The organism is Intrasporangium zincisolvens (assembly GCF_034724055.1).
GTDB lineage: Bacteria > Actinomycetota > Actinomycetes > Actinomycetales > Dermatophilaceae > Monashia > Monashia zincisolvens.
This window is the reverse complement of the sequence record NZ_JAWIIL010000001.1, coordinates 888,544-906,246: the sequence shown is the minus strand read 5'-3', so window position 1 is coordinate 906,246 and position 17,703 is coordinate 888,544. Positions and strand designations below refer to the sequence as shown.

Here is a 17,703-nt window from a genome sequence, read left to right as displayed (position 1 = left end):
CCTCCACCTGGGCATGGCACAGCCAGTGCCCGCGTGGCTGGAGGCCCGGCAATCCTTGCACCTCACCGGGGGCTTGCCAAACGGTGCGGTACGCGTCAGTGCTCGGGACGCCAGACGACGAGCGCCTGCGAGGCGGCCGTGCGCGGCGGGCGCTGCCCGGGCCGCATCGGGACCGCCTCGCCGCGCGGGCCGACCGCGAAGAACCGCGTGCTCGCGTGCAGGGCCGCCTGGGTGCGCTCGAGGTCGGCCGCGAGCTCCTCGACCCTGGACTGCAGCGCGGTCACGTGGTTCTCGAGGTCGAGGATGCGCTGGATGCCGACGAGCGACACACCCTCGTGCGAGAGGCGCTGCACCTCGCGGAGCAGCTCGACGTCGCGGGTGCTGTAGCGACGCCCGCCGCCCCGGGTCCGCGACGGCGTCACGAGCCCGAGGCGGTCGTACTGGCGCAGCGTCTGCGCGTGCATCCCGGCCAGCTCGGCAGCTACGGAGATGACGAAGACGGGCGCGTCGTCGTCGTGCCCTGCGGGGCGTGCGCTCCTGCGTGCCATCCTCACCACTCCTTCCCTCGTCCTGACTCTGGGTGGGCCGCCCGGCGTCAGGCCCGGGCCCGGCGGAAGAGGTCGGCCCGGGGGTCCTGGTCGTCCTCGGCCGCGGCCATCGTCTCGATCGCGGCGCGGGCCTCGTCGGTGAGTCGCTGCGGCACGACGACCTGCACCTTGGCGAGGAGGTCGCCGGTGTGCTCGCCGCGGTGGACGCCACGGCCCTTGACGCGCAGGACGCGTCCGCTCGGTGTGCCGGCCGCGATGCGCACCTTGACCTGCCCGCCGTCGAGGGTCGGCACCGCGACGGTGGCCCCGAGTGCGGCCTCGGCGAAGGTGACGGGGAGGTCGACGGTGAGGTTGTCGCCGTCGCGCCCGAAGACCGGGTGCTTCTCGACGGTCACGGTGAGGATGAGGTCGCCGGCGGGGCCGCCGGCCTCGCCCTGGCGGCCCTTGCCGCGGAGGCGGATCTTCTGGCCGTCCTTGACACCGGCGGGGATCCGCGCGTTGATGCGGCCGAGGTCGGGCGAGCCGAGCGTCACCGTCGAGCCCTCGACGGCGTCGCGGAAGCCGATGCTCGTCGAGGCCTGAACGTCGGCGCCGGGCCGCGGGCCGGCCGTCGAGCCGTAGCCGCCGTACTGCTGGCCGAAGCCGCCGGCACCGCCCGGGCCACCCCCGCCGAACATCTGCCCGAGGATGTCCTCGAGGTTCGGCTGGCCGGCACCGGCACCGCCCCCGCCGAAGCGGACGCGGGTGCCGCCGGGACCGGCTGCACCGCCGAACGCCGAGAAGATGTCCTCGAACCCGGCGCCACCGCCGCCGGGGCCGCCCGCGGTGAAGCGGGCGCCCCCGTGCGACATGGCGCGGATCGCGTCGTACTCGCGGCGCTGCTCGGGGTCGGACAGGACCGCATAGGCCTCGCCGATCTCCTTGAAGCGCTCCTCGGCCCCGGTGTCGCCGACGTTGTGGTCGGGGTGCAGGTCGCGGGCGAGCTTGCGGTAGGCCTTCTTGATCGCGGCCGCGTCGGCATCCTGGGCGACGCCGAGGGTCGCGTAGAAGTCCTTCTCGAACCAGTCCTGGCTAGCCATGGCGCACCTGCCTCTCCTGCTGCGGCCGCACGGGGTCCCCGCCGGTCCTCACATCATCATCGATGCCGGCCGACGCGTGGGGCGTCGGCGCGGCGTGGCGCTCACGCGGGGTCGGCAACCGACACCCGGGCGGCACGGACGAGCCGGTCGCCGATGCGGTACCCCGGCTGGAGCACCTGCACCACCGTCGTGCCCGTGGCACCCTCCGGCAGCTGCGCCTCGACGTGCATGAGGGCCTCGTGCACGTTGGGGTCGAACTCCTCGCCCGCCTCGCCGAGGCGCTCGACGCCGAAGCGGCCGAGCGTCGCCTCGAGCTTGTCGGCGATGGCCGCGAACGGACCACCGGCGAGGTCGCCGGCCTGACGGGCCATGTGGATGTCGTCGAGGACCGGCAGCAGCGACTCGACGACGCTGCCCACCGCGGTGTGGCGGATGACCTCGCGGTCGCGGTCGACGCGCTTCTTGTAGTTGACGTACTCGGCCTGCAGCCGCTGGAGGTCGGCGAGGTAGGAGGCAGCGAGCGCGTCCTCCTGCGCGAGGGCCTCCCGCTCGGTGGCGGCCTCGGCGCGGTGGTCGTACTCGTCGTCGCCACCGGGCTCGGACGAGGCGCCGGGGCCGCCCTCGTAGTACGTGTGGTGGCCCCGGGCGCCCGCGCCGGGGGTGCCGGCGGACTCGCCGCCGGCACCCTTCGCGTCGGTCACCTCGGGCCCGCCGGCGCCGGGCTGGGCGCCCTCGGCCTCGGGGTTCGGGGTGGACTCGGTCACTTGGCGTCCTTGGCCTCGTCCTCGTCGACGACCTCGGCGTCGACGACGTCGTCGTCGGACGCGTCCGCGTGGGCCGAGCCCGACGGGGTGCCGTCGGGACCCGTGCCGTCGGCGCCCGGGGCGCCGGCGGAGGCGGCGCTCGCCTGATCCGAGGCGTAGACCGCCTGGCCCATGGCCTGCGACTTGGTGTTGAGGTCCTCGATCTTGGCCTTGACGTCCTCGGCCGTGGCCTCGGAACCCTCGGCGATCGCGGCCTTGAGGTCGGCGAGCGACTCCTCGACCGGCGTCTTGACGTCGGCCGGGATCTTGTCGCCCGACTCCTTGAGGAAGTTCTCGGTCGAGAAGACGAGCTGCTCGGCCTGGTTGCGCACCTCGGCCTGCTCGCGACGCTTGTGGTCCTCCTCGGCGTGCGCCTCGGCGTCCTTGACCATCCGGTCGATCTCGTCCTTGGACAGGGCCGAGCCGCCCGTGATCGTCATCTTCTGCTCCTTGCCGGTGCCCTGGTCCTTGGCACTGACGTTGACGATGCCGTTGGCGTCGATGTCGAAGGTGACCTCGATCTTCGGCACGCCGCGGGGGGCCGGCGCGATGCCGGTCAGCTCGAAGGTGCCGAGCGACTTGTTGTGCTGGGCGATCTCGCGCTCACCCTGGAAGACCTGGATGAGGACCGAGGGCTGGTTGTCGTCGGCCGTGCTGAAGATCTCCGAGCGCTTCGTCGGGATCGCGGTGTTGCGCTCGATGAGCTTGGTGAACAGGCCACCCTTGGTCTCGATGCCGAGCGACAGCGGCGTGACGTCGATGAGCAGGACGTCCTTGCGCTCGCCCTTGAGGACGCCGGCCTGCAGGCTCGCGCCCATGGCGACGACCTCGTCGGGGTTGACGCCCTTGTTGGGCTCCTTGCCGCCGGTCATCTCCTTGACGAGGGAGGCGACCGCGGGCATGCGGGTCGAGCCGCCGACGAGGACGACGTGGTCGATGTCGGACACCTTGATGCCGGCGTCCTCGATGACCTTGTGGAACGGGGCCTTGGTGCGGTCGAGGAGCGCCTTGGTCATCTGCTCGAACTGGGCACGGGTGAGGTTCTCGTCGAGGTGGATCGGGCCCTCGGGCGTCATCGAGATGTACTGCGCCGAGATGTTGGTGCTCGTCGCGGTGGACAGCTCCTTCTTGGCGCGCTCGGCCTCGTCGCGGAGGCGCTGCATCGCGATCTTGTCCTTGGACAGGTCCTGGCCCGTCTTGTTCTTCACCTGGGTGATGAGGTGCTGGACGATGACGTCGTCCCAGTCGTCGCCACCGAGGTGGTTGTCGCCGTTGGTGGCGCGCACCTGGATCGTGGCGAAGCCGTCCTCGGCGTCCTTGCCGACCTCGAGGAGGGACACGTCGAACGTGCCACCACCGAGGTCGAAGACGAGGATGAGCTCGTCCTCCTTGCCCTTGTCGAGACCGTAGGCGAGCGCGGCCGCGGTGGGCTCGTTGACGATGCGCAGGACGTTGAGGCCCGCGATCTCACCGGCCTCCTTGGTGGCCTGGCGCTCGGCGTCGTCGAAGTACGCGGGGACGGTGATGACGGCGTCGGTCACGGTCTCGCCGAGGTAGGACTCGGCGTCGCGCTTGAGCTTCTGGAGGATGCGGGCGCTGATCTCCTGCGCCGTGTAGGTCTTGCCGTCGATCTCCGGCGAGCGCCAGTCGGTGCCCATGTGGCGCTTGACGGAGCGGATCGTCCGGTCGACGTTGGTGACGGCCTGGCGCTTGGCGACCTCGCCGACGAGCACCTCACCGTTCTTGCTGAAGGCGACGACCGACGGCGTCGTACGACCGCCCTCGGCGTTCGCGATGATCGTCGGCTCGCCGCCCTCGAGGACGGAGACGGCCGAGTTGGTGGTGCCGAGGTCGATTCCGACCGCACGTGCCATGGTGACTCCTTGATGCTGTGGGTGATGCTCTGGTCCGGTTGACAGGTCCTCGCTCAATCTGCGCCAGCGGGCCCGTCGTTGTCAAAGCCGCGCTCGCAAATCTTGCGTCTGGTTGGCTCAACTCCGTGGTCGGGCGGATTGTTCCCGCGTGCGGATCCACAGGTGCCGTGGGTACCGTCGGGAGCACGAGCGGGGCAGCCGAGCGGCGAGGTGGACGTGCGATGACCCTGACGAGGACGATCGGCCCCCGGCACCGTGCGGGGCGCCGTGCCGGACGAGCAGCCGGACGGGCGCTGGGCACGCTCGCGATCGTGGGCCTCCTCGGCACCGCCGCGTGTTCGTCCGGCAGCCCGACCGGGACGACGTCCTCGTCCGGGTCCGCCACGGCCTCCACGCCCTCCGTCCCGACGAGCACGGCGTCCTCGACGTCGGCGACCACGACGACGCCGACCACGACCAGCGCCGCACAGACCCCCACGGCGTCGGTGACCTCGCGTGCGGGCCGGCCGACCGGATCGGTGACGGTGCTGCGCACCCTCGCCACCGGCCTCGACGTGCCCTGGGGACTGGCGCTGATGCCCGACCGGTCGGCCGTGCTGGTCACGACCCGCGACGACGGACGCGTCCGGCGCATCGACCTGTCCACCGGACGCGTCACGAGCGTCGGGCGCGTGCCCGGCGTGGTGTCGAACGTCGCCCAGCAGGGCGAGGCGGGGCTGCTGGGCATCGCCGTGAGCCCCCGGTTCGCCTCGGACAGAACGCTCTTCGTGTACTTCTCCACCGCGAACGACAACCGCATCGCCACGATGACCTACGACCCGACCGCACCGGCCGGGCAGCAGCTCGGGACACCGCGCGTCATCGTCCGGGGCATCCCGCACGGGGTGCACCACAACGGCGGCCACCTCTCCTTCGGCCCCGACGGCTACCTCTACGCCACGACCGGCGAGTCCGGCAACCCCTCTCTGTCACAGGACCGTTCGTCGCTCGGCGGCAAGATCCTGCGGATGACGACGTCCGGGCAGCCGGCGCCCGGCAACCCGTTCGGCACCCTGGTGTGGAGCTACGGGCACCGCAACGTCGAGGGCATCGCGTGGGACGCCGCCGGGCGGCTCTGGTCCTCGGAGTTCGGCGACCACCTCCACGACGAGCTCAACCTCATCCGCAGGGGCGGCAACTACGGCTGGCCCCAGACCGAGGGCAAGACGTCCGAGCCGGGCATCGTCTCGCCCGTCGAGCAGTGGAGCCCTGACGTGAACTCACCGAGCGGGATCGCCATCGCCGCCGGGTCGGCCTGGCTCGGGGGCCTCAGGGGCGAGCGGCTGTGGCGGGTGCCGCTCGACGGTGCGAAGCCGGCCGGTGACCCGCAGGCGTTCCTGAACGGCAGGTACGGGCGCCTGCGCAGCGTCCTCGCGATCGACGACCGGACGCTGCTCGTGACGACGAGCAACCGCGACGGCCGCACCGCGCCGAACGCCGGGGACGACCGCATCCTCGTCCTGCGCGTCAGCTGAACGGGCCGGTGGCGCTCGTCGCGATGGCTCGGGCCGCCTGCTCGCCGGCGGCCTCGAGCCACCGGATCGCCTCGGCACGGGCAGCGTCGAGGCCACCTGCCGCGTCGACGAGAGACCAGCCGTCGACACCCGCGGGCAGCGGGGCCGCGAGGTCGCCGGCGACGACGACGCCCCGCGCACCGGCGGCCGCCGCGAGCTCCAGCACGTGCCCGGCCACCTTGCCGGTGAGCGACTGCGTGTCCCAGCGGCCCTCCCCGGTGACGACGACGTCGGCACCTGCGGCGGCGTCGGGGAGCCCGACGAGGGAGGCGACGGCGGCGGCGCCGGGCCGCAGCACCGCACCCCAGAGCGTCGCGAACCCGTAGGCCGTACCCCCGGCAGCGCCGGCGCCCGGCTGGTCCGCGTCACCGTCGAGGACGGCGTGCCACCGGGCCAGGGCCGCGTCGAGCGCGACGACCTGCGCGGGCGAGGCGCCCTTCTGCGGCCCGAACACGTGGGCCGCCCCTGATGGCCCGAGCAGGGGCGCCGTGACGTCGCAGAGGATCGTGACGCCGCGGGAAGGGGCAGGGCGCAGGGCGCCCGTGTCGACGCGCGTCGCCGCAGCCAGCCCGAGGCCACCACTGGCTACGTCCGCGCCCGAGGCGTCGAGGACGCGCAGGCCGAGGGCGCGCAGCGCGCCGCTGCCGCCGTCGCTGGACGCCGAGCCACCGACGGCGAGCGTCACCTCCGCCACCCCGGCGTCGAGGGAAGCGGCGAGCACCCGCCCGAGCGCGTCGGTGTCGGCCCCGCCCGGGTCGCCGGTGCCGACGAGCGGGAGCCCGCAGCACTCGGCGAGCTCGACGACGGCACGGTCGCCGACCGCGGCCCAACGGGCGCGATGTTCGAGGCCGCCCGGCAGGCGCACCGTCTCGACGTGCACGACCGCGCGCTCGGAGGCGAGGACCGCATCGAGCGTGCCCTCGCCGCCGTCGGCCATCGGCACCTCGACGACGACGTCGGCCGGGCGCGCCCGCCGCCAGCCGCGGGCCAGCGCGGCCGCGACCTCGGGCGCGGTCGCGCTGCCCTTGAAGGAGTCGGGCGCGACGACGACGCGCAGCGGCCGGTCGCTCGTCACTGGCACGGCGTCAGAGCCACGGCGCCACGAGCGCGTCGTACCGCTCCCGCATCTGGGTGAGCACCTCGGCCGGGTCGCGCGACCAGATGTCGGCGTTGAAGATCTCGACCTCGACGTCGCCGGCGTAGCCGGCCCGCGTCACGGCACGGGTCCACCGCTCGAAGTCGATGTGGCCGTCGCCCATCATCCCGCGCGAGAGCAGCGCCCCCTCGGGGATCGGGAGGTTGAAGTCGCACACCTGGTACGAGCTGATCCGGCCCTCGCGGCCGGCGCGCTCGACCATCGCCTCGGCGGCCGGGTCCCAGAACACGTGGAAGGTGTCGACGACGACGCCGACGGCGGCCGGGCCGTGGTCGGCGGCGAGGTCGAGGGCCTGCTCGAGCGTCGAGATGACGGCCCGGTCGGCGACGAACATCGGGTGCAGCGGCTCGAGCGCGAGACGGACGCCGCGCTCGGTCGCGTACGGCGCGAGGTCGCCGATGCGGTCGGCCACGCGCTGCCGGGCGGCCAGGAGGTCGAGGTCGCCCTCGGGCAGGCCACCGGCAACGACGACGAGCTCTGGAGCCCCCAGCGCGGCCGCCTCGTCGATCGCCCGGCGGTTGTCGGCGATCGCGGCCGCGACGGCGTCCGGTTCCGCTGCCGTGAAGAAGCCGCCTCGGCACAGCGACGAGGCGCGCAGGCCGGCGTCGCGCAGCCGACGGGCGGCCGCCCCGAGCCCCGCCGCCTCGACCTTGTCGCGCCACAGGCCGAGCGCGGGCACGTCGAACCGGAGCGCGAGGTCGACGGCCTCGTCGAAGGACAGCCGCTGCGTCGTCATGGTGTTGAGCGAGAGCCGTTGTGCCGCAGAGCGTCTCGCGTCGACGGCCCGGGCCGTGTCGATGGCCTGGCTCACGATGCCTCCCACCCGTTGGCGGCGAGCCACGCCGTGACGCGTCGGGCCGCGAGGTCCGGGTCGGCCACGAGCCCGGCCTCCTCGGCCAGCTCGAGGGCCCGCACGAGGTGCAGCACCGACCGGCCGGTCGACAGGCCGCCGACCATCTGGAAGCCGGGCTGCCGGCCGTTGACCCAGGCGAGGAAGGCGATGCCCGTCTTGTAGAAGGGCGTCGGGGCGGCGAACACGTGCCGCCCGAGGTCGCGGGTGGACTCGAGCACCTGGCGGGCCGTGGCGTCGTCACCGCGGTCGAGGGCCTGCAGGGCGGTGGACGCCGCGGGCGCGATGGCCGCGAAGATGCCGAGGAGCGCGTCCGAGTGCGCGCCGCCCTCGTCGTCGCAGACGAGCTCGGGGTAGTTGAAGTCGTCGCCGGTGTAGAGCCGGACACCGTCGGGCAGCGAGCGTCGCAGGCGTCGCTCGTGGTCGGCATCCAGGAGCGACACCTTGACGCCGTCGACGCGGGCGGCGTTGCGGGACAACAGGTTCAGGAACGTGTCGGTGGCGGCGTCGAGGTCGCGGCTGCCCCAGTACCCGGAGAGCTCGGGGTCGAACATCTCGCCGAGCCAGTGCAGGATCACGGGCCCGGACGCGGCGTCGAGCACCTCCTCGTAGACGCGCACGTAGTCCTCGGGCGAGGTGGCCGCGCGGGCCAGGGCGCGCGAGGCCATGAGGATGACGCCGCTGCCGGCGGCCTCGACGACCTTGACCTGCTCGGTGTAGGCCGCGACGACGGCGTCGAGCCCGTCACAGTCGGCCGTGGCGCTGGCCGGGTCGAGGTGGTCGGTGCCGGCGCCGGAGGCGATCCGGCCCCCGACGCGCTGCGCCTCGGCGGCCGATCGCTCGACGAGCTCGCGGGTGGCCGCCCAGTCCAGGCCCATGCCGCGCTGGGCGGTGTCCATCGCCTCGGCGACGCCGAGCCCCCACGACCACAGGTCGCGGCGCAGCTCGAGCGTCGCGTCCCAGTCGACGTCCGCCGGCGCGCCGGGCGTGCTCTCGGCGAGGACCCGCGGCACGACGTGCGCCGCGGCATAGGCGACGCGTGAGCTGATCGGAGCCTCGGGGCGCACCCAGTCGCGGGGTCCGGCGAGCTCGAGCACCCGGCTGCGGCCCGACTCGGTCGGGACGACGAGGCGCGTCACGGCGCGAGCTCCGGCACCTCGAGGCGGCGCCCCGTGGCCGACGACTCGAGTCCCAGCGCGGCGAGCTGCACGCCGCGGGCGCCCGAGAGGAAGTCGTAGCGGTGCGGCCGGTTCGTGATGACGTCGCGGAGGTACTCCTCCCACTGCGCGCGGAAGCCGTTGACCGGTACCGCGTTGTCGGGGATGTCGATCCACTGCTCCCGGAACGACTGGGTCTCGGGCAGGTCGGGGTTCCACACCGGCTTCGGCGTCGCGCTGCGCGGCTGGGCGACGCACCGGTGAAGGCCGGCGACGGCCGACCCGTGCGTGCCGTCGACCTGGAACTCGACGAGCTCGTCGCGGTACACGCGGACGGCCCACGAGGAGTTGATCTGGGCAATGATCCCCTCGCCGATCTCGAAGATGCCGTAGGCGGCGTCGTCGGCGGTGGCGGCGTAAAAGTTGCCCTGCTCGTCCCAGCGCTCGGGGATGTGCGTCGCCGTGCGGGCCGTGACGGCACGGACCGGGCCGAGGATGCCCTCGAGCACGTAGTTCCAGTGGCAGAACATGTCGACGGCGATGCCGCCGCCGTCCTCCGCGCGGTAGTTCCAGCTCGGCCGCTGGGCCGGCTGGAGGTCGCCCTCGAACACCCAGTACCCGAACTCCCCACGCAGGGAGAGGATCCGGCCGAAGAAGCCCTCGTCGACGAGGCGTCGCAGCTTGACGAGGCCCGGCAGGTACAGCTTGTCGTGCACGACGCCGGCTACGACGCCCGACTCGCGGGCCACCGTGGCGAGGCCGAGCGCCTCCTCGACCGTCTCGGCGGTCGGCTTCTCGGTGTACACGTGCTTGCCGGCGCGCATGGCACGGGTCAGGGCGTCGACGCGTCGGGAGGTGACCTGCGCGTCGAAGTAGATGTCGACGCTGTCGTCGGCGAGCACGGCGTCGACGTCGGTCGACCACTCGTCGACGCCGTGGCGGGCCGCGAGCTCGGCGAGCTTCTCGGCGTTGCGGCCCAGCAGGATCGGCTCGACGCCGACGCGGGAGCCGTCGGGCAGCTCGAGGCCGCCCTCGTCGCGGATGGCGAGGATCGAGCGGACGAGGTGCTGGCGGTAGCCCATGCGGCCGGTGACGCCGTTGAGGGCGATCCGCAGGGTCTTGGGGCTTTCGGGCATGGTGGGTCCTTCGGTCGTGGCGGGGAGGCGTGAGAGGCGACGGGCGGGCGCGTCGCGGAGGTGCGGAGCGGGTCAGTCGACCTCGCCCGACGTGCCGAGCAGCGCACGCACCGTCGTCGTGAGGTCCTGGAACACGGGGTCGGCCATCGTCTCGGCGTACACGCGGTGGCGCGGCAGGGCGACGTCGAGCTCGCGGAGCACGCGCCCGGGTCGCGGGCTCATGACGACGACGCGGTTCGCGAGGTACACGGCCTCGGGCACGGAGTGCGTCACGAGGAGCACCGTCGTGCCGGTCTCGGCCCAGATGCGGTGCAGCTCGACGTTCATCCGCTCGCGGGTCAGGGCGTCGAGGGCGCCGAACGGCTCGTCCATGAGGAGCACCTCGGGCTCGTGCAGCAGAGCCCGGCACAGCGAGACCCGCTGCTGCATGCCGCCGGACAGCTCGTGCGGCAGCGCCCCCTCGAAGCCCTCGAGACCGGTCATCGCGATGAGGTCGCGGGCCCGGGACCGGGCCTTGTCGCGAGCCATGCCACGCATCTCGGCCTGGAGCAGGATGTTGCCCTCGACGGTGCGCCACTCGAGCAGCGCCGCCCGCTGGAAGACGTAGCCGATGTCGGGCCGGGGCCCGGAGACCCGGGTGCCGTTGAGCACGACCTCGCCGCGCGAGGGGCGGGTCAGGCCGGCGACCGCCTTGAGGAGCGTCGACTTGCCGCAGCCGGAGGGCCCGGCGATGCTGACGAACTCGCCGCGCTCGACGGTGAGGTCGATGCCCTCGAGGGCCGTGACCTCGCCGCGCTTGGACGCGAAGCGGATGTGGAGGTCGTGGACCTCGAGGGCGTGCGCAGCGGCCGGCGGCCCGGTGCGGGCGGGGTCGGTGATCGTCGCGGACACGGTGGTCACTCCCCTGCCGGCTGGAAGGCGTTGTCGTAGTAGGAGCTGCGCTCCTTGGCGGCACCGAGCAGACCGGCCGAGGACAGCACCTGGATCGTCGAGTCCCAGTCGGCGTCGGCGTCGACACCGGGCGCCTGGCCCTGGGTGCTCTTCGTGTGGAGCAGGGTGATCGTCTGCTTCCACTGCTCGAGCAGGACGTCCTTCTTCGGCATCTGCGGGTCCTTGCCCGCCATCGCGGCGACGGCACCCTCGGGGTCCTTCTCCGCGGCGGCGAACGCCTCGCTCGTGGCGGCGACCATCTTCTTGGCGAGGTCGGCCTTGGAGCCGATCGTCGCATCGGAGGCGATGAGGCCGTTGCTGTAGAAGTTGAGGCCGACGTCGGAGTAGCGCAGGTAGCGCATCTCCTTGCCGCTCTTGGCCGCGATGGTCGGCCCCTGGTCGTGGGCGAAGCCGATGAGCCCGTCGACGCGTCCGCTGATGACGGCAGCGATCTTGCCGGCGGCGTCGAGGTTCTGCTGCTTGACGTCGCCCTCCTGCAGGCCGGCCTTCTGCAGGAAGATCGGGAAGGTCGTCGTCGGGGCGTCGCCGGCCGAGACGGCGATGGTGCGGCCCTTGAGGTCGGCCGGGGTGTTGATGCCACTGTCGGCGAAGACCTGCACGGCCGAGGGCGTCGTCTGCAGGAACACCCCGAGGCTCTTGATCTTGACGCCCTTGTCGATGTTCGACAGGACGGCCGGGGTGTCGGCCCAGCCGAAGTCGACCTGGTCGGCGCCGACGGCCTGGGCCGTCTTCGTCGAGCCCTGGCCGGCCTTGATCGTCAGGTTGATGCCGTGCTTGGCGAAGATGCCCTTGTCGACGCCGTAGTAGAACGGCGCGTGCTCGCCGTACGGGTACCAGTTGAGCATCAGGGTCACGTCGGTGCCGCCACCGGATCCGCCGGAGGCACCGTCGTTCGCGCCGCCACAGGCGCCGAGGGCGAGGGCGGCGGCGGCCGCGGTGACGAAGGCCACCGCACGTCGTCGGGTGAGCTGCATGGGAACCACTCCTGTTCGCGGGTCTTTCGCTGACTTCGTTGTCGGGTGCGGGCCCTGTCGGGCGCCGGGTGTCGGGCCTAGAGCCGGACGGTGTTGCTGCCGAGGCCGCGCTGCGAGGCGTGCCACGGGATGACGAGCCGCTCGATGAGCTGGATCGCGGCGAACATCAGCACACCCACGATCGACATGATGATGAGAGCGACGAAGAGGCTTGCGGTGTCGACGTTTCCGTTGGCCTGGAGGATGACGTAGCCGAGACCGGAGTTGGCGCCCACGAACTCGCCGACGACGGCACCGGTGACCGCGAGGGTCGCCGCGACCTTGAGCCCGGAGAAGAGCTGCGGCAGCGAGGCCGGGAACTGGATCTTGCGGAAGATCTTGAAGCGGCCTGCCCCCATGGTCGAGGTCAGCTCGAGCACCTCGGGGTCGACGTCGCGCAGGCCGGCGAGGCCGGAGATGACGATCGGGAAGAAGGCCATGAGCACGGCGACGATGATCTTCGGGCCGACGCCGAAGCCGAGCCACACGACGAACAGCGGCGCGATGGCGATCTTCGGGATGACCTGCGCAAAGAGGACGACGGGGTAGATCGTGCGCTCGAGGTTCGGCGAGTAGACCATCGCGATGGCGACCGCCTCGCCGACGACGACTGCGATGGCGAAGCCGATGAGCGTCTCGAGGAGGGTGACCCACGTGTTCGACGCGAAGTAGCCGAGGTTGTCGGCGCAGGCCGCCCACGTCTCGGCCGGCGAGGGCACGAGGTAGGGCGGCAGCAGCCCGGTCGCCGTCGTGACCCACCAGAGGGCGAACGCGACGACCGCGAACACGATCGGGCGCCACGAGCGGGCGAGGCTGCGGGCGACGGGGTTCTCGTCGCGGGGTGGCGCGGGCGCCCGGGTCGCGGTCGTCGCGGTTCCGGGCCGCTCGTCGAGTGCGGCGTGCGGAGACATCCTTGTCCTTCCTGGTCGCTGCGCCTGCCGCCGGAGATGCTGCGGAAAGCGCTTTCCGGTACTGTAGGACCGGGCCCGGGAGGTGTCAACGGTCCGTCACCAGCTGGTCCCGATGCCCTAGATTCCCCACACGACGCCAAGGAGGTCGAGGACGTGGCAGTGACGCTTCAGCAGGTGGCGACCCTCGCGGGGGTGTCGCTCGCGACCGCGTCGCGCGTGCTCAACCGGTCATCCCGGCACCCGCGCGAGGACATCACCGAGCGCGTGCGCGCCGCCGCCGAACAGCTCGGCTACGTGCCGAACGCCCAGGCCCAGGCCCTCGCCCGGTCCTCCACCGCGCTCGTCGGGCTCGTCGTGCACGACATCGACGACCCGTACTTCGCCACGATCGCCGCCGGCGTCCAGGCCACGGCGCAGGCGGAGGGCAAGCAGACCCTCCTCGCGTGCACCAACCGCGACCCCGACCTCGAGTGCGCGGCGATCGAGTCGTTCGCGGCGCACCGCACCGAGGCGATCGTCCTCGCGGGCTCCCGCCGAAGCGCCCCCACGTCGGCGACCGAGCGCCTCCTCGCGCTCTGCACCGCGTACGAGCAGAACGGCGGACGCGTCGCCCTCGTCGGCCAGCCCCTGCCCGGGTTCTCCGCCGTCGTTCCCGAGAACCGAACCGGCGCAAGGCAGCTCGTCCGTGAGCTCGTCGACGCCGGACACCGCCGCTTCGTCGTCCTCGCCGGTCCTCGCTGGCTGCGCACGTCGGCCGACCGCGCCGACGCCTTCGAGGCCGAGGTGCGCAAGCACGCCAAGGCCCTCGCCGCCGACGGAGCGCCGGACGGCGTCGAGCTGCTCCCCCGCGTCGACACCGACTTCACCCGGGACGGTGCCTACACCGGCGCCGCCGACCTCCTCGCCCGTGTCGACCTCGAGGACCCCCGCCCGCTGTGCATCCTCGCCGTGTCCGACGTCATGGCTCTCGGGGTGCTCGCGGCCTGCCGCGACCGCGGCGTGCCCGTGCCCGGGGCCGTCGGCGTCGCCGGCTTCGACGACATCAAGACCCTGCGCGACACGACGCCGTCGCTCACCACCGTCCACCTCGACCTGCACGGCATGGGCACGGCGGCCGCCCGCCTGGCCCTCGCCGCCCCCGGCGAGACGGCGGCGGTCGTCCCGTTCGAGGCGACCGTCGTGCTGCGGGAGAGCACCCGCCTGCCCGACGCGTCGCGCTGACGCGCCGCGGCGTCAGTCGGTGACGCGACGCAGCTCGAAGGCCGCCCGCAGCGGCGCGAGGTCGGCGGCCGGGACGTGCTGTGCCGCAAGGCGGTACGTGTCGTCGACGAGGCTGGCCACGAGCTCGACGGCCTCGTGCGGCGGTGCGACGAGCAGGGCCCGGATGCGCTCGGCGAGGCGCTCGGGCCGGTGTGCGAGCAGGCTCTCCTCCCAGTCGAGCCACTTGTGGAACGGGTGCGGCATCCAGACCCGGTTGAGGCCGAACAGCGCGTCGAGCACGCCCTGCACGTCGTCGACCAGGTCGCGGTGCAGCAGGAAGACGTCGTCGCGCTCGGCGAGCATCTCGAGCCGCTCGCGCGAGCGGAGGTCGAGGCCCTGCTCGACGAGGGCCACGGCGAGGGCCTCGGGGTAGGCGGCGAGACGGGCCCGCCACGCGTCGATGACGTCGTGGCCGTGCAGCGGGATGCCGTCGAGCACCGCGGTGGTCCGCACCTGCAGCTCGGCCTCGGTGTCGCCGGCGAGCGCCCGGTCGAGGTAGGCGTCGATCGTCGTCGTCAGGAAGCCGCTGACGTCGATCTTGACGCCGTCGACCATGACGCCGTCGGCCCACTCGTGCTCGTCCTCCTCGGCGTAGACGCGGGTGAACCCCGCGTCCTCGACGCCCGCACGCCGGTCGGCGGCGGTCGGGGGTCGCCGCCAGTACACGTCGAGCTCGATGTCGGACAGAGCGTCTGCCCGGCCGCGCGCCACCGACCCGGCAACGAGCGCGGCGGCGACGTCCGGGTTCGCGGTCCACGCCCGAACGGCTCGCTGCGCGATGGCGACGCGCCGGGCCACCTCGTCGACCACGCCCGACCCCTCAGGTGCGGGCCGGCAGGCGGACGCTGCCCACCGTCGTGATCTGCGGGTGCGCGTCGTCGCCCTCGCGCACGACCCCGCCGCGCCAGACGATCGCGAGGTCGCGGCCCTGGACGGTCACCTCGGCGAGGCAGTTGTCGAACCACGGACCGTCGGTGACCCGCCACGGGTACTTCGGGTCGGGCACGCGCTTGGAGCGGTCGGCGAGGAACCGCATCGGTCGCACCAGCCCGCGCGCGAACAGCGACATCATGACGCGGATGCCCCGCGGCATCGGGTTGCGGATCGGCGAGCACACGGCCTGCACGATGCGCGACCGTGCGCCGTACTGCCCGGCGTCGACCACCTCGGCGACGTAGGAGTTGTGCACGTCGCCGGACAGGAAGGTGATCGAGCCGGGCGCCCGGCCGCGGTTGCCGCGCGCGACGTCCATGACCATGTCGAACACCTCGACGAACCCGTCGTTGAAGGCCGCCCAGTGCTCGAGGTCGATCGTCTGGCGGCTCTTCTCGGCGAGCCCGGCCACGACGCGGTTGTGCGCGCCGCTGCTCGCGAGGACCTCGTCGATGGCCTCGAAGTCGTGCAGGCCCGGCGGTAGGAGGAAGGGCAGCGACGTGCCGATGAGCAGGTGGTCGACGTCGCCGGTCAGCTGCTCGTCGAGCCAGCTCTCCTCGTCGGCGTCGAGCATCGAGCGGCGCTCCGGCTCGAGGACGCGTGCCGCCCGGGAGTCGACGACGACGAGGCGCGAGTCGCCGAGGTCGCGCCGGTAGCTCCAGCGGTACACCTCGGGGTGCCGGTCGACGCGTCGGACGAGGTCGAAGAGCGGCTCGGTGACGTCGAGCTCCTCCCCGCCGAACGCGTCGGCCGCGAGGACGGCCGCGTAGATCTCGTCCTCGGCGAGCTGGGCCGGCGAGAGGTTGCCGATGTGCTGGTACACCCAGTACGACGCGAGGCCGCCCATGAGCCGCTCGTGCCACCACGGCGTGCGGTTGATCTCCTCGTGCCAGGACCAGGAGGTGTTCCAGTCGTCGCGGATGTCGTGGTCGTCGAAGATCATGCAGCTGGACACGGTGGAGAAGAACCAGCGGTTCGCCTCGTCCGACCAGGCGAGGCGGTAGAGGTGGCAGTACTCCTCGTAGTCCTTGATCTCCTCTCCCGGAGGCTCCTCCAGCGAGCGCCGCGAGGAGATGAACTCCTGCATCGCCTCCGACGTCTCGTCGGCGTACACCTGGTCGCCGAGGAAGGCGACGAGGTCGGGCCACTCCTCGGTGCCCTCTGCGAGCGCGAGCGCGAGCGTGCGGAGCGCGTCGACGCCGTTGGACGCGTTGCCCTCGGCGTCGTGGGGCACGCTCGTGCGGCACGACCCGAAGAGCAGGCGCGTCGGGCGGGAGCGGTCGATGGTCCGGATCCGCGGCGCGGGGAACCGGCCGTCGTCCGGCGGCCACACCCGGGCATCGTCGACGTCGACGGTGTACGTCCACGAGCCACCCGCCTCGAGGCCGTCGACGATGACGAGGGCGTAGTGGTGCCCCTTGACGACGAAGGTCGGCGCCGACCACTCGCGGTCGGCCGCCCGCACCGTGACGGTCGCGCGCCCGGCGGTCTCGACCCACACCGTCGCCTCGGTCTCGCCGGCGAAGCGCAGCATCGGCCCGAGCACGAGCGGGGACGCGGGGTCGAGGGTGCCCGACTCCGTCGGGGCGCTCGGTGCGGGTTCGATCTTCTCGCTCGAGGAGGGGCTCATGCAGACAGGCTTACCCGCTGCCGGACTCCGACGGGCCGGAAGAGCCTAGGAGATCCCTGTGCGTCCCGGCGGCCGGCGAGGCTCAGCGGCCCACGTGCTCGGCGAGGAAGGCCAGGGTGCGCTGCCAGGCGTCGGCGGCGACGTCGGCGTTGTAGCGCGACGGCGCGTCGTCGTTGAAGAACGCGTGACCCACGCCGTGGTAGACGCGCGCCGTGAAGTCGACGCCCGCCTCGTCCATGCGCGCCTCGAGGTCGGGCACCCCGTCGGTGATCCGGTGGTCGTCCTCGCCGTACAGGGCGAGCACCGGGCAGGCAATCGTCGCCGGGTCGGCCTGCTCGGGGAAGGTGCCGTAGAAGGGGACGGCCGCCCGGACGCGCTCGTCGGCGGCCGCGAGCGCGAAGGCGTACGTGCCGCCGAAGCAGAACCCGACGACGCCGACGCGTCCGTCGATGCCCGGCTCGCCCGCGAGGGCGTCGACGACGGCGCGCAGCGCCGGCACGGCCCACGCCGCGAACTCCGGCTGCCGGGCCGGCGTCGTGGCCTCCCGCAGCTGCGGCTGGGCGGCGAGGCGCTCCTGCTCGCTCGCGCTGTTGTTGAGCGCGAAGATGCGGCTGCCGATCTCGGCCGTCAGGCCGACGTGCGCCAGCAGGTCGGGGGCCACGGCGACGTACCCCTCGGCGGCGAACCGGTCGGCGACGCCGGTGATGTGGTCGGTCAGGCCCCAGATCTCCTGGACGACGACGACCGCGCCGCGCGGGTCACCCTCGGGGTCGGCGCGGTAGGCGGACAGCTCGTGCTCGGGGAACTCGGTCATCGTGCCCATGGGCCCGTCCTATCAGGCGCGGCTGG

The 17,703-nt window shown here is 72.9% G+C and carries 16 protein-coding genes; 2 read left to right on the top strand and 14 right to left on the bottom strand.

Annotated elements, in window-relative coordinates; all coding sequences use genetic code 11:
- Nucleotides 1-95: 95 nt before the first annotated feature.
- The 4 genes from RY076_RS04095 to dnaK form a co-directional block, all read right to left on the bottom strand.
- On the bottom strand, nt 96-548 hold the full coding sequence (locus RY076_RS04095; RefSeq protein ID WP_323096317.1) for a heat shock protein transcriptional repressor HspR: 453 nt from the start codon (nt 546-548) through the stop codon (nt 96-98).
- A gap of 47 nt (nt 549-595) precedes the next feature.
- A complete protein-coding gene (locus RY076_RS04090) occupies nt 596-1,627 on the bottom strand; it encodes a DnaJ C-terminal domain-containing protein (protein ID WP_323096316.1) in 1,032 nt (343 codons plus the stop codon).
- Nucleotides 1,628-1,728: 101 nt separating this feature from the next.
- The gene (locus tag RY076_RS04085) at nt 1,729-2,391 is read right to left on the bottom strand and encodes a nucleotide exchange factor GrpE (RefSeq protein ID WP_323096315.1); all 663 of its coding nucleotides are present in this window, start codon (nt 2,389-2,391) and stop codon (nt 1,729-1,731) included.
- Nucleotides 2,388-4,304: a molecular chaperone DnaK gene (gene dnaK, locus RY076_RS04080; protein WP_323096314.1), complete on the bottom strand. Its 1,917-nt coding sequence runs from the start codon at nt 4,302-4,304 to the stop codon at nt 2,388-2,390. Before dnaK ends, RY076_RS04085 begins: the two co-directional genes overlap by 4 nt.
- 221 nt (nt 4,305-4,525) lie before the next feature.
- Between dnaK and RY076_RS04075 the strand changes: the two genes are divergently transcribed.
- A complete protein-coding gene (locus tag RY076_RS04075) occupies nt 4,526-5,818 on the top strand; it encodes a PQQ-dependent sugar dehydrogenase (RefSeq protein WP_323096313.1) in 1,293 nt (430 codons plus the stop codon).
- Here the strand turns inward: RY076_RS04075 and RY076_RS04070 are convergent.
- The 7 genes from RY076_RS04070 to RY076_RS04040 form a co-directional block, all read right to left on the bottom strand.
- Nucleotides 5,811-6,938 (bottom strand): glycerate kinase, encoded by a 1,128-nt coding sequence (locus RY076_RS04070; RefSeq protein WP_323096312.1) that lies wholly within the window; start codon nt 6,936-6,938, stop codon nt 5,811-5,813. The two genes, RY076_RS04075 and RY076_RS04070, sit on opposite strands and share 8 nt — an antisense overlap.
- A gap of 4 nt (nt 6,939-6,942) precedes the next feature.
- Nucleotides 6,943-7,749, bottom strand: a complete 807-nt coding sequence (locus RY076_RS04065; protein ID WP_323096392.1) for a sugar phosphate isomerase/epimerase family protein — start codon at nt 7,747-7,749, stop codon at nt 6,943-6,945.
- Nucleotides 7,750-7,820: 71 nt separating this feature from the next.
- Nucleotides 7,821-9,002: a dihydrodipicolinate synthase family protein gene (locus RY076_RS04060; RefSeq protein ID WP_323096311.1), complete on the bottom strand. Its 1,182-nt coding sequence runs from the start codon at nt 9,000-9,002 to the stop codon at nt 7,821-7,823.
- Nucleotides 8,999-10,156 carry a Gfo/Idh/MocA family protein gene (locus RY076_RS04055; RefSeq protein ID WP_323096310.1) on the bottom strand — a complete coding sequence of 386 codons (1,158 nt, stop codon included), beginning with the start codon at nt 10,154-10,156 and terminating at the stop codon, nt 8,999-9,001. The genes RY076_RS04060 and RY076_RS04055 overlap by 4 nt, the downstream gene beginning before the upstream one ends.
- A 72-nt stretch (nt 10,157-10,228) precedes the next feature.
- Nucleotides 10,229-11,047, bottom strand: a complete 819-nt coding sequence (locus tag RY076_RS04050) for an ABC transporter ATP-binding protein (protein ID WP_323096309.1) — start codon at nt 11,045-11,047, stop codon at nt 10,229-10,231.
- Between the two features lie 5 nt (nt 11,048-11,052).
- On the bottom strand, nt 11,053-12,081 hold the full coding sequence (locus RY076_RS04045) for an ABC transporter substrate-binding protein (RefSeq protein ID WP_323096308.1): 1,029 nt from the start codon (nt 12,079-12,081) through the stop codon (nt 11,053-11,055).
- A gap of 77 nt (nt 12,082-12,158) precedes the next feature.
- Nucleotides 12,159-13,031, bottom strand: a complete 873-nt coding sequence (locus tag RY076_RS04040; RefSeq protein ID WP_323096307.1) for an ABC transporter permease — start codon at nt 13,029-13,031, stop codon at nt 12,159-12,161.
- Nucleotides 13,032-13,184: 153 nt separating this feature from the next.
- Between RY076_RS04040 and RY076_RS04035 the strand changes: the two genes are divergently transcribed.
- The gene (locus RY076_RS04035; protein ID WP_323096306.1) at nt 13,185-14,252 is read left to right on the top strand and encodes a LacI family DNA-binding transcriptional regulator; all 1,068 of its coding nucleotides are present in this window, start codon (nt 13,185-13,187) and stop codon (nt 14,250-14,252) included.
- Between the two features lie 12 nt (nt 14,253-14,264).
- On the opposite strand, the gene RY076_RS04030 is transcribed toward RY076_RS04035, so the two are convergent.
- The 3 genes from RY076_RS04030 to RY076_RS04020 form a co-directional block, all read right to left on the bottom strand.
- Nucleotides 14,265-15,101 (bottom strand): DUF4037 domain-containing protein, encoded by an 837-nt coding sequence (locus tag RY076_RS04030; protein WP_323096305.1) that lies wholly within the window; start codon nt 15,099-15,101, stop codon nt 14,265-14,267.
- A gap of 10 nt (nt 15,102-15,111) precedes the next feature.
- Nucleotides 15,112-16,854, bottom strand: a complete 1,743-nt coding sequence (locus RY076_RS04025) for an alkaline phosphatase D family protein (RefSeq protein WP_323096304.1) — start codon at nt 16,852-16,854, stop codon at nt 15,112-15,114.
- An 82-nt stretch (nt 16,855-16,936) separates the two neighbouring features.
- Nucleotides 16,937-17,677: a dienelactone hydrolase family protein gene (locus RY076_RS04020; RefSeq protein ID WP_323096303.1), complete on the bottom strand. Its 741-nt coding sequence runs from the start codon at nt 17,675-17,677 to the stop codon at nt 16,937-16,939.
- Nucleotides 17,678-17,703: the final 26 nt, after the last annotated feature.

Coding starts and splice junctions, on each gene's coding strand:
- RY076_RS04045 (WP_323096308.1), bottom strand. CDS start 12,081: ATGCAGCTCACCCGACGACGTGCGGTGGCCTTCGTCACCGCGGCCGCC.
- dnaK (WP_323096314.1), bottom strand. CDS start 4,304: ATGGCACGTGCGGTCGGAATCGACCTCGGCACCACCAACTCGGCCGTC.
- RY076_RS04075 (WP_323096313.1), top strand. CDS start 4,526: ATGACCCTGACGAGGACGATCGGCCCCCGGCACCGTGCGGGGCGCCGT.
- RY076_RS04040 (WP_323096307.1), bottom strand. CDS start 13,031: ATGTCTCCGCACGCCGCACTCGACGAGCGGCCCGGAACCGCGACGACC.
- RY076_RS04095 (WP_323096317.1), bottom strand. CDS start 548: ATGGCACGCAGGAGCGCACGCCCCGCAGGGCACGACGACGACGCGCCC.
- RY076_RS04055 (WP_323096310.1), bottom strand. CDS start 10,156: ATGCCCGAAAGCCCCAAGACCCTGCGGATCGCCCTCAACGGCGTCACC.
- RY076_RS04090 (WP_323096316.1), bottom strand. CDS start 1,627: ATGGCTAGCCAGGACTGGTTCGAGAAGGACTTCTACGCGACCCTCGGC.
- RY076_RS04065 (WP_323096392.1), bottom strand. CDS start 7,749: ATGACGACGCAGCGGCTGTCCTTCGACGAGGCCGTCGACCTCGCGCTC.
- RY076_RS04025 (WP_323096304.1), bottom strand. CDS start 16,854: ATGAGCCCCTCCTCGAGCGAGAAGATCGAACCCGCACCGAGCGCCCCG.
- RY076_RS04020 (WP_323096303.1), bottom strand. CDS start 17,677: ATGGGCACGATGACCGAGTTCCCCGAGCACGAGCTGTCCGCCTACCGC.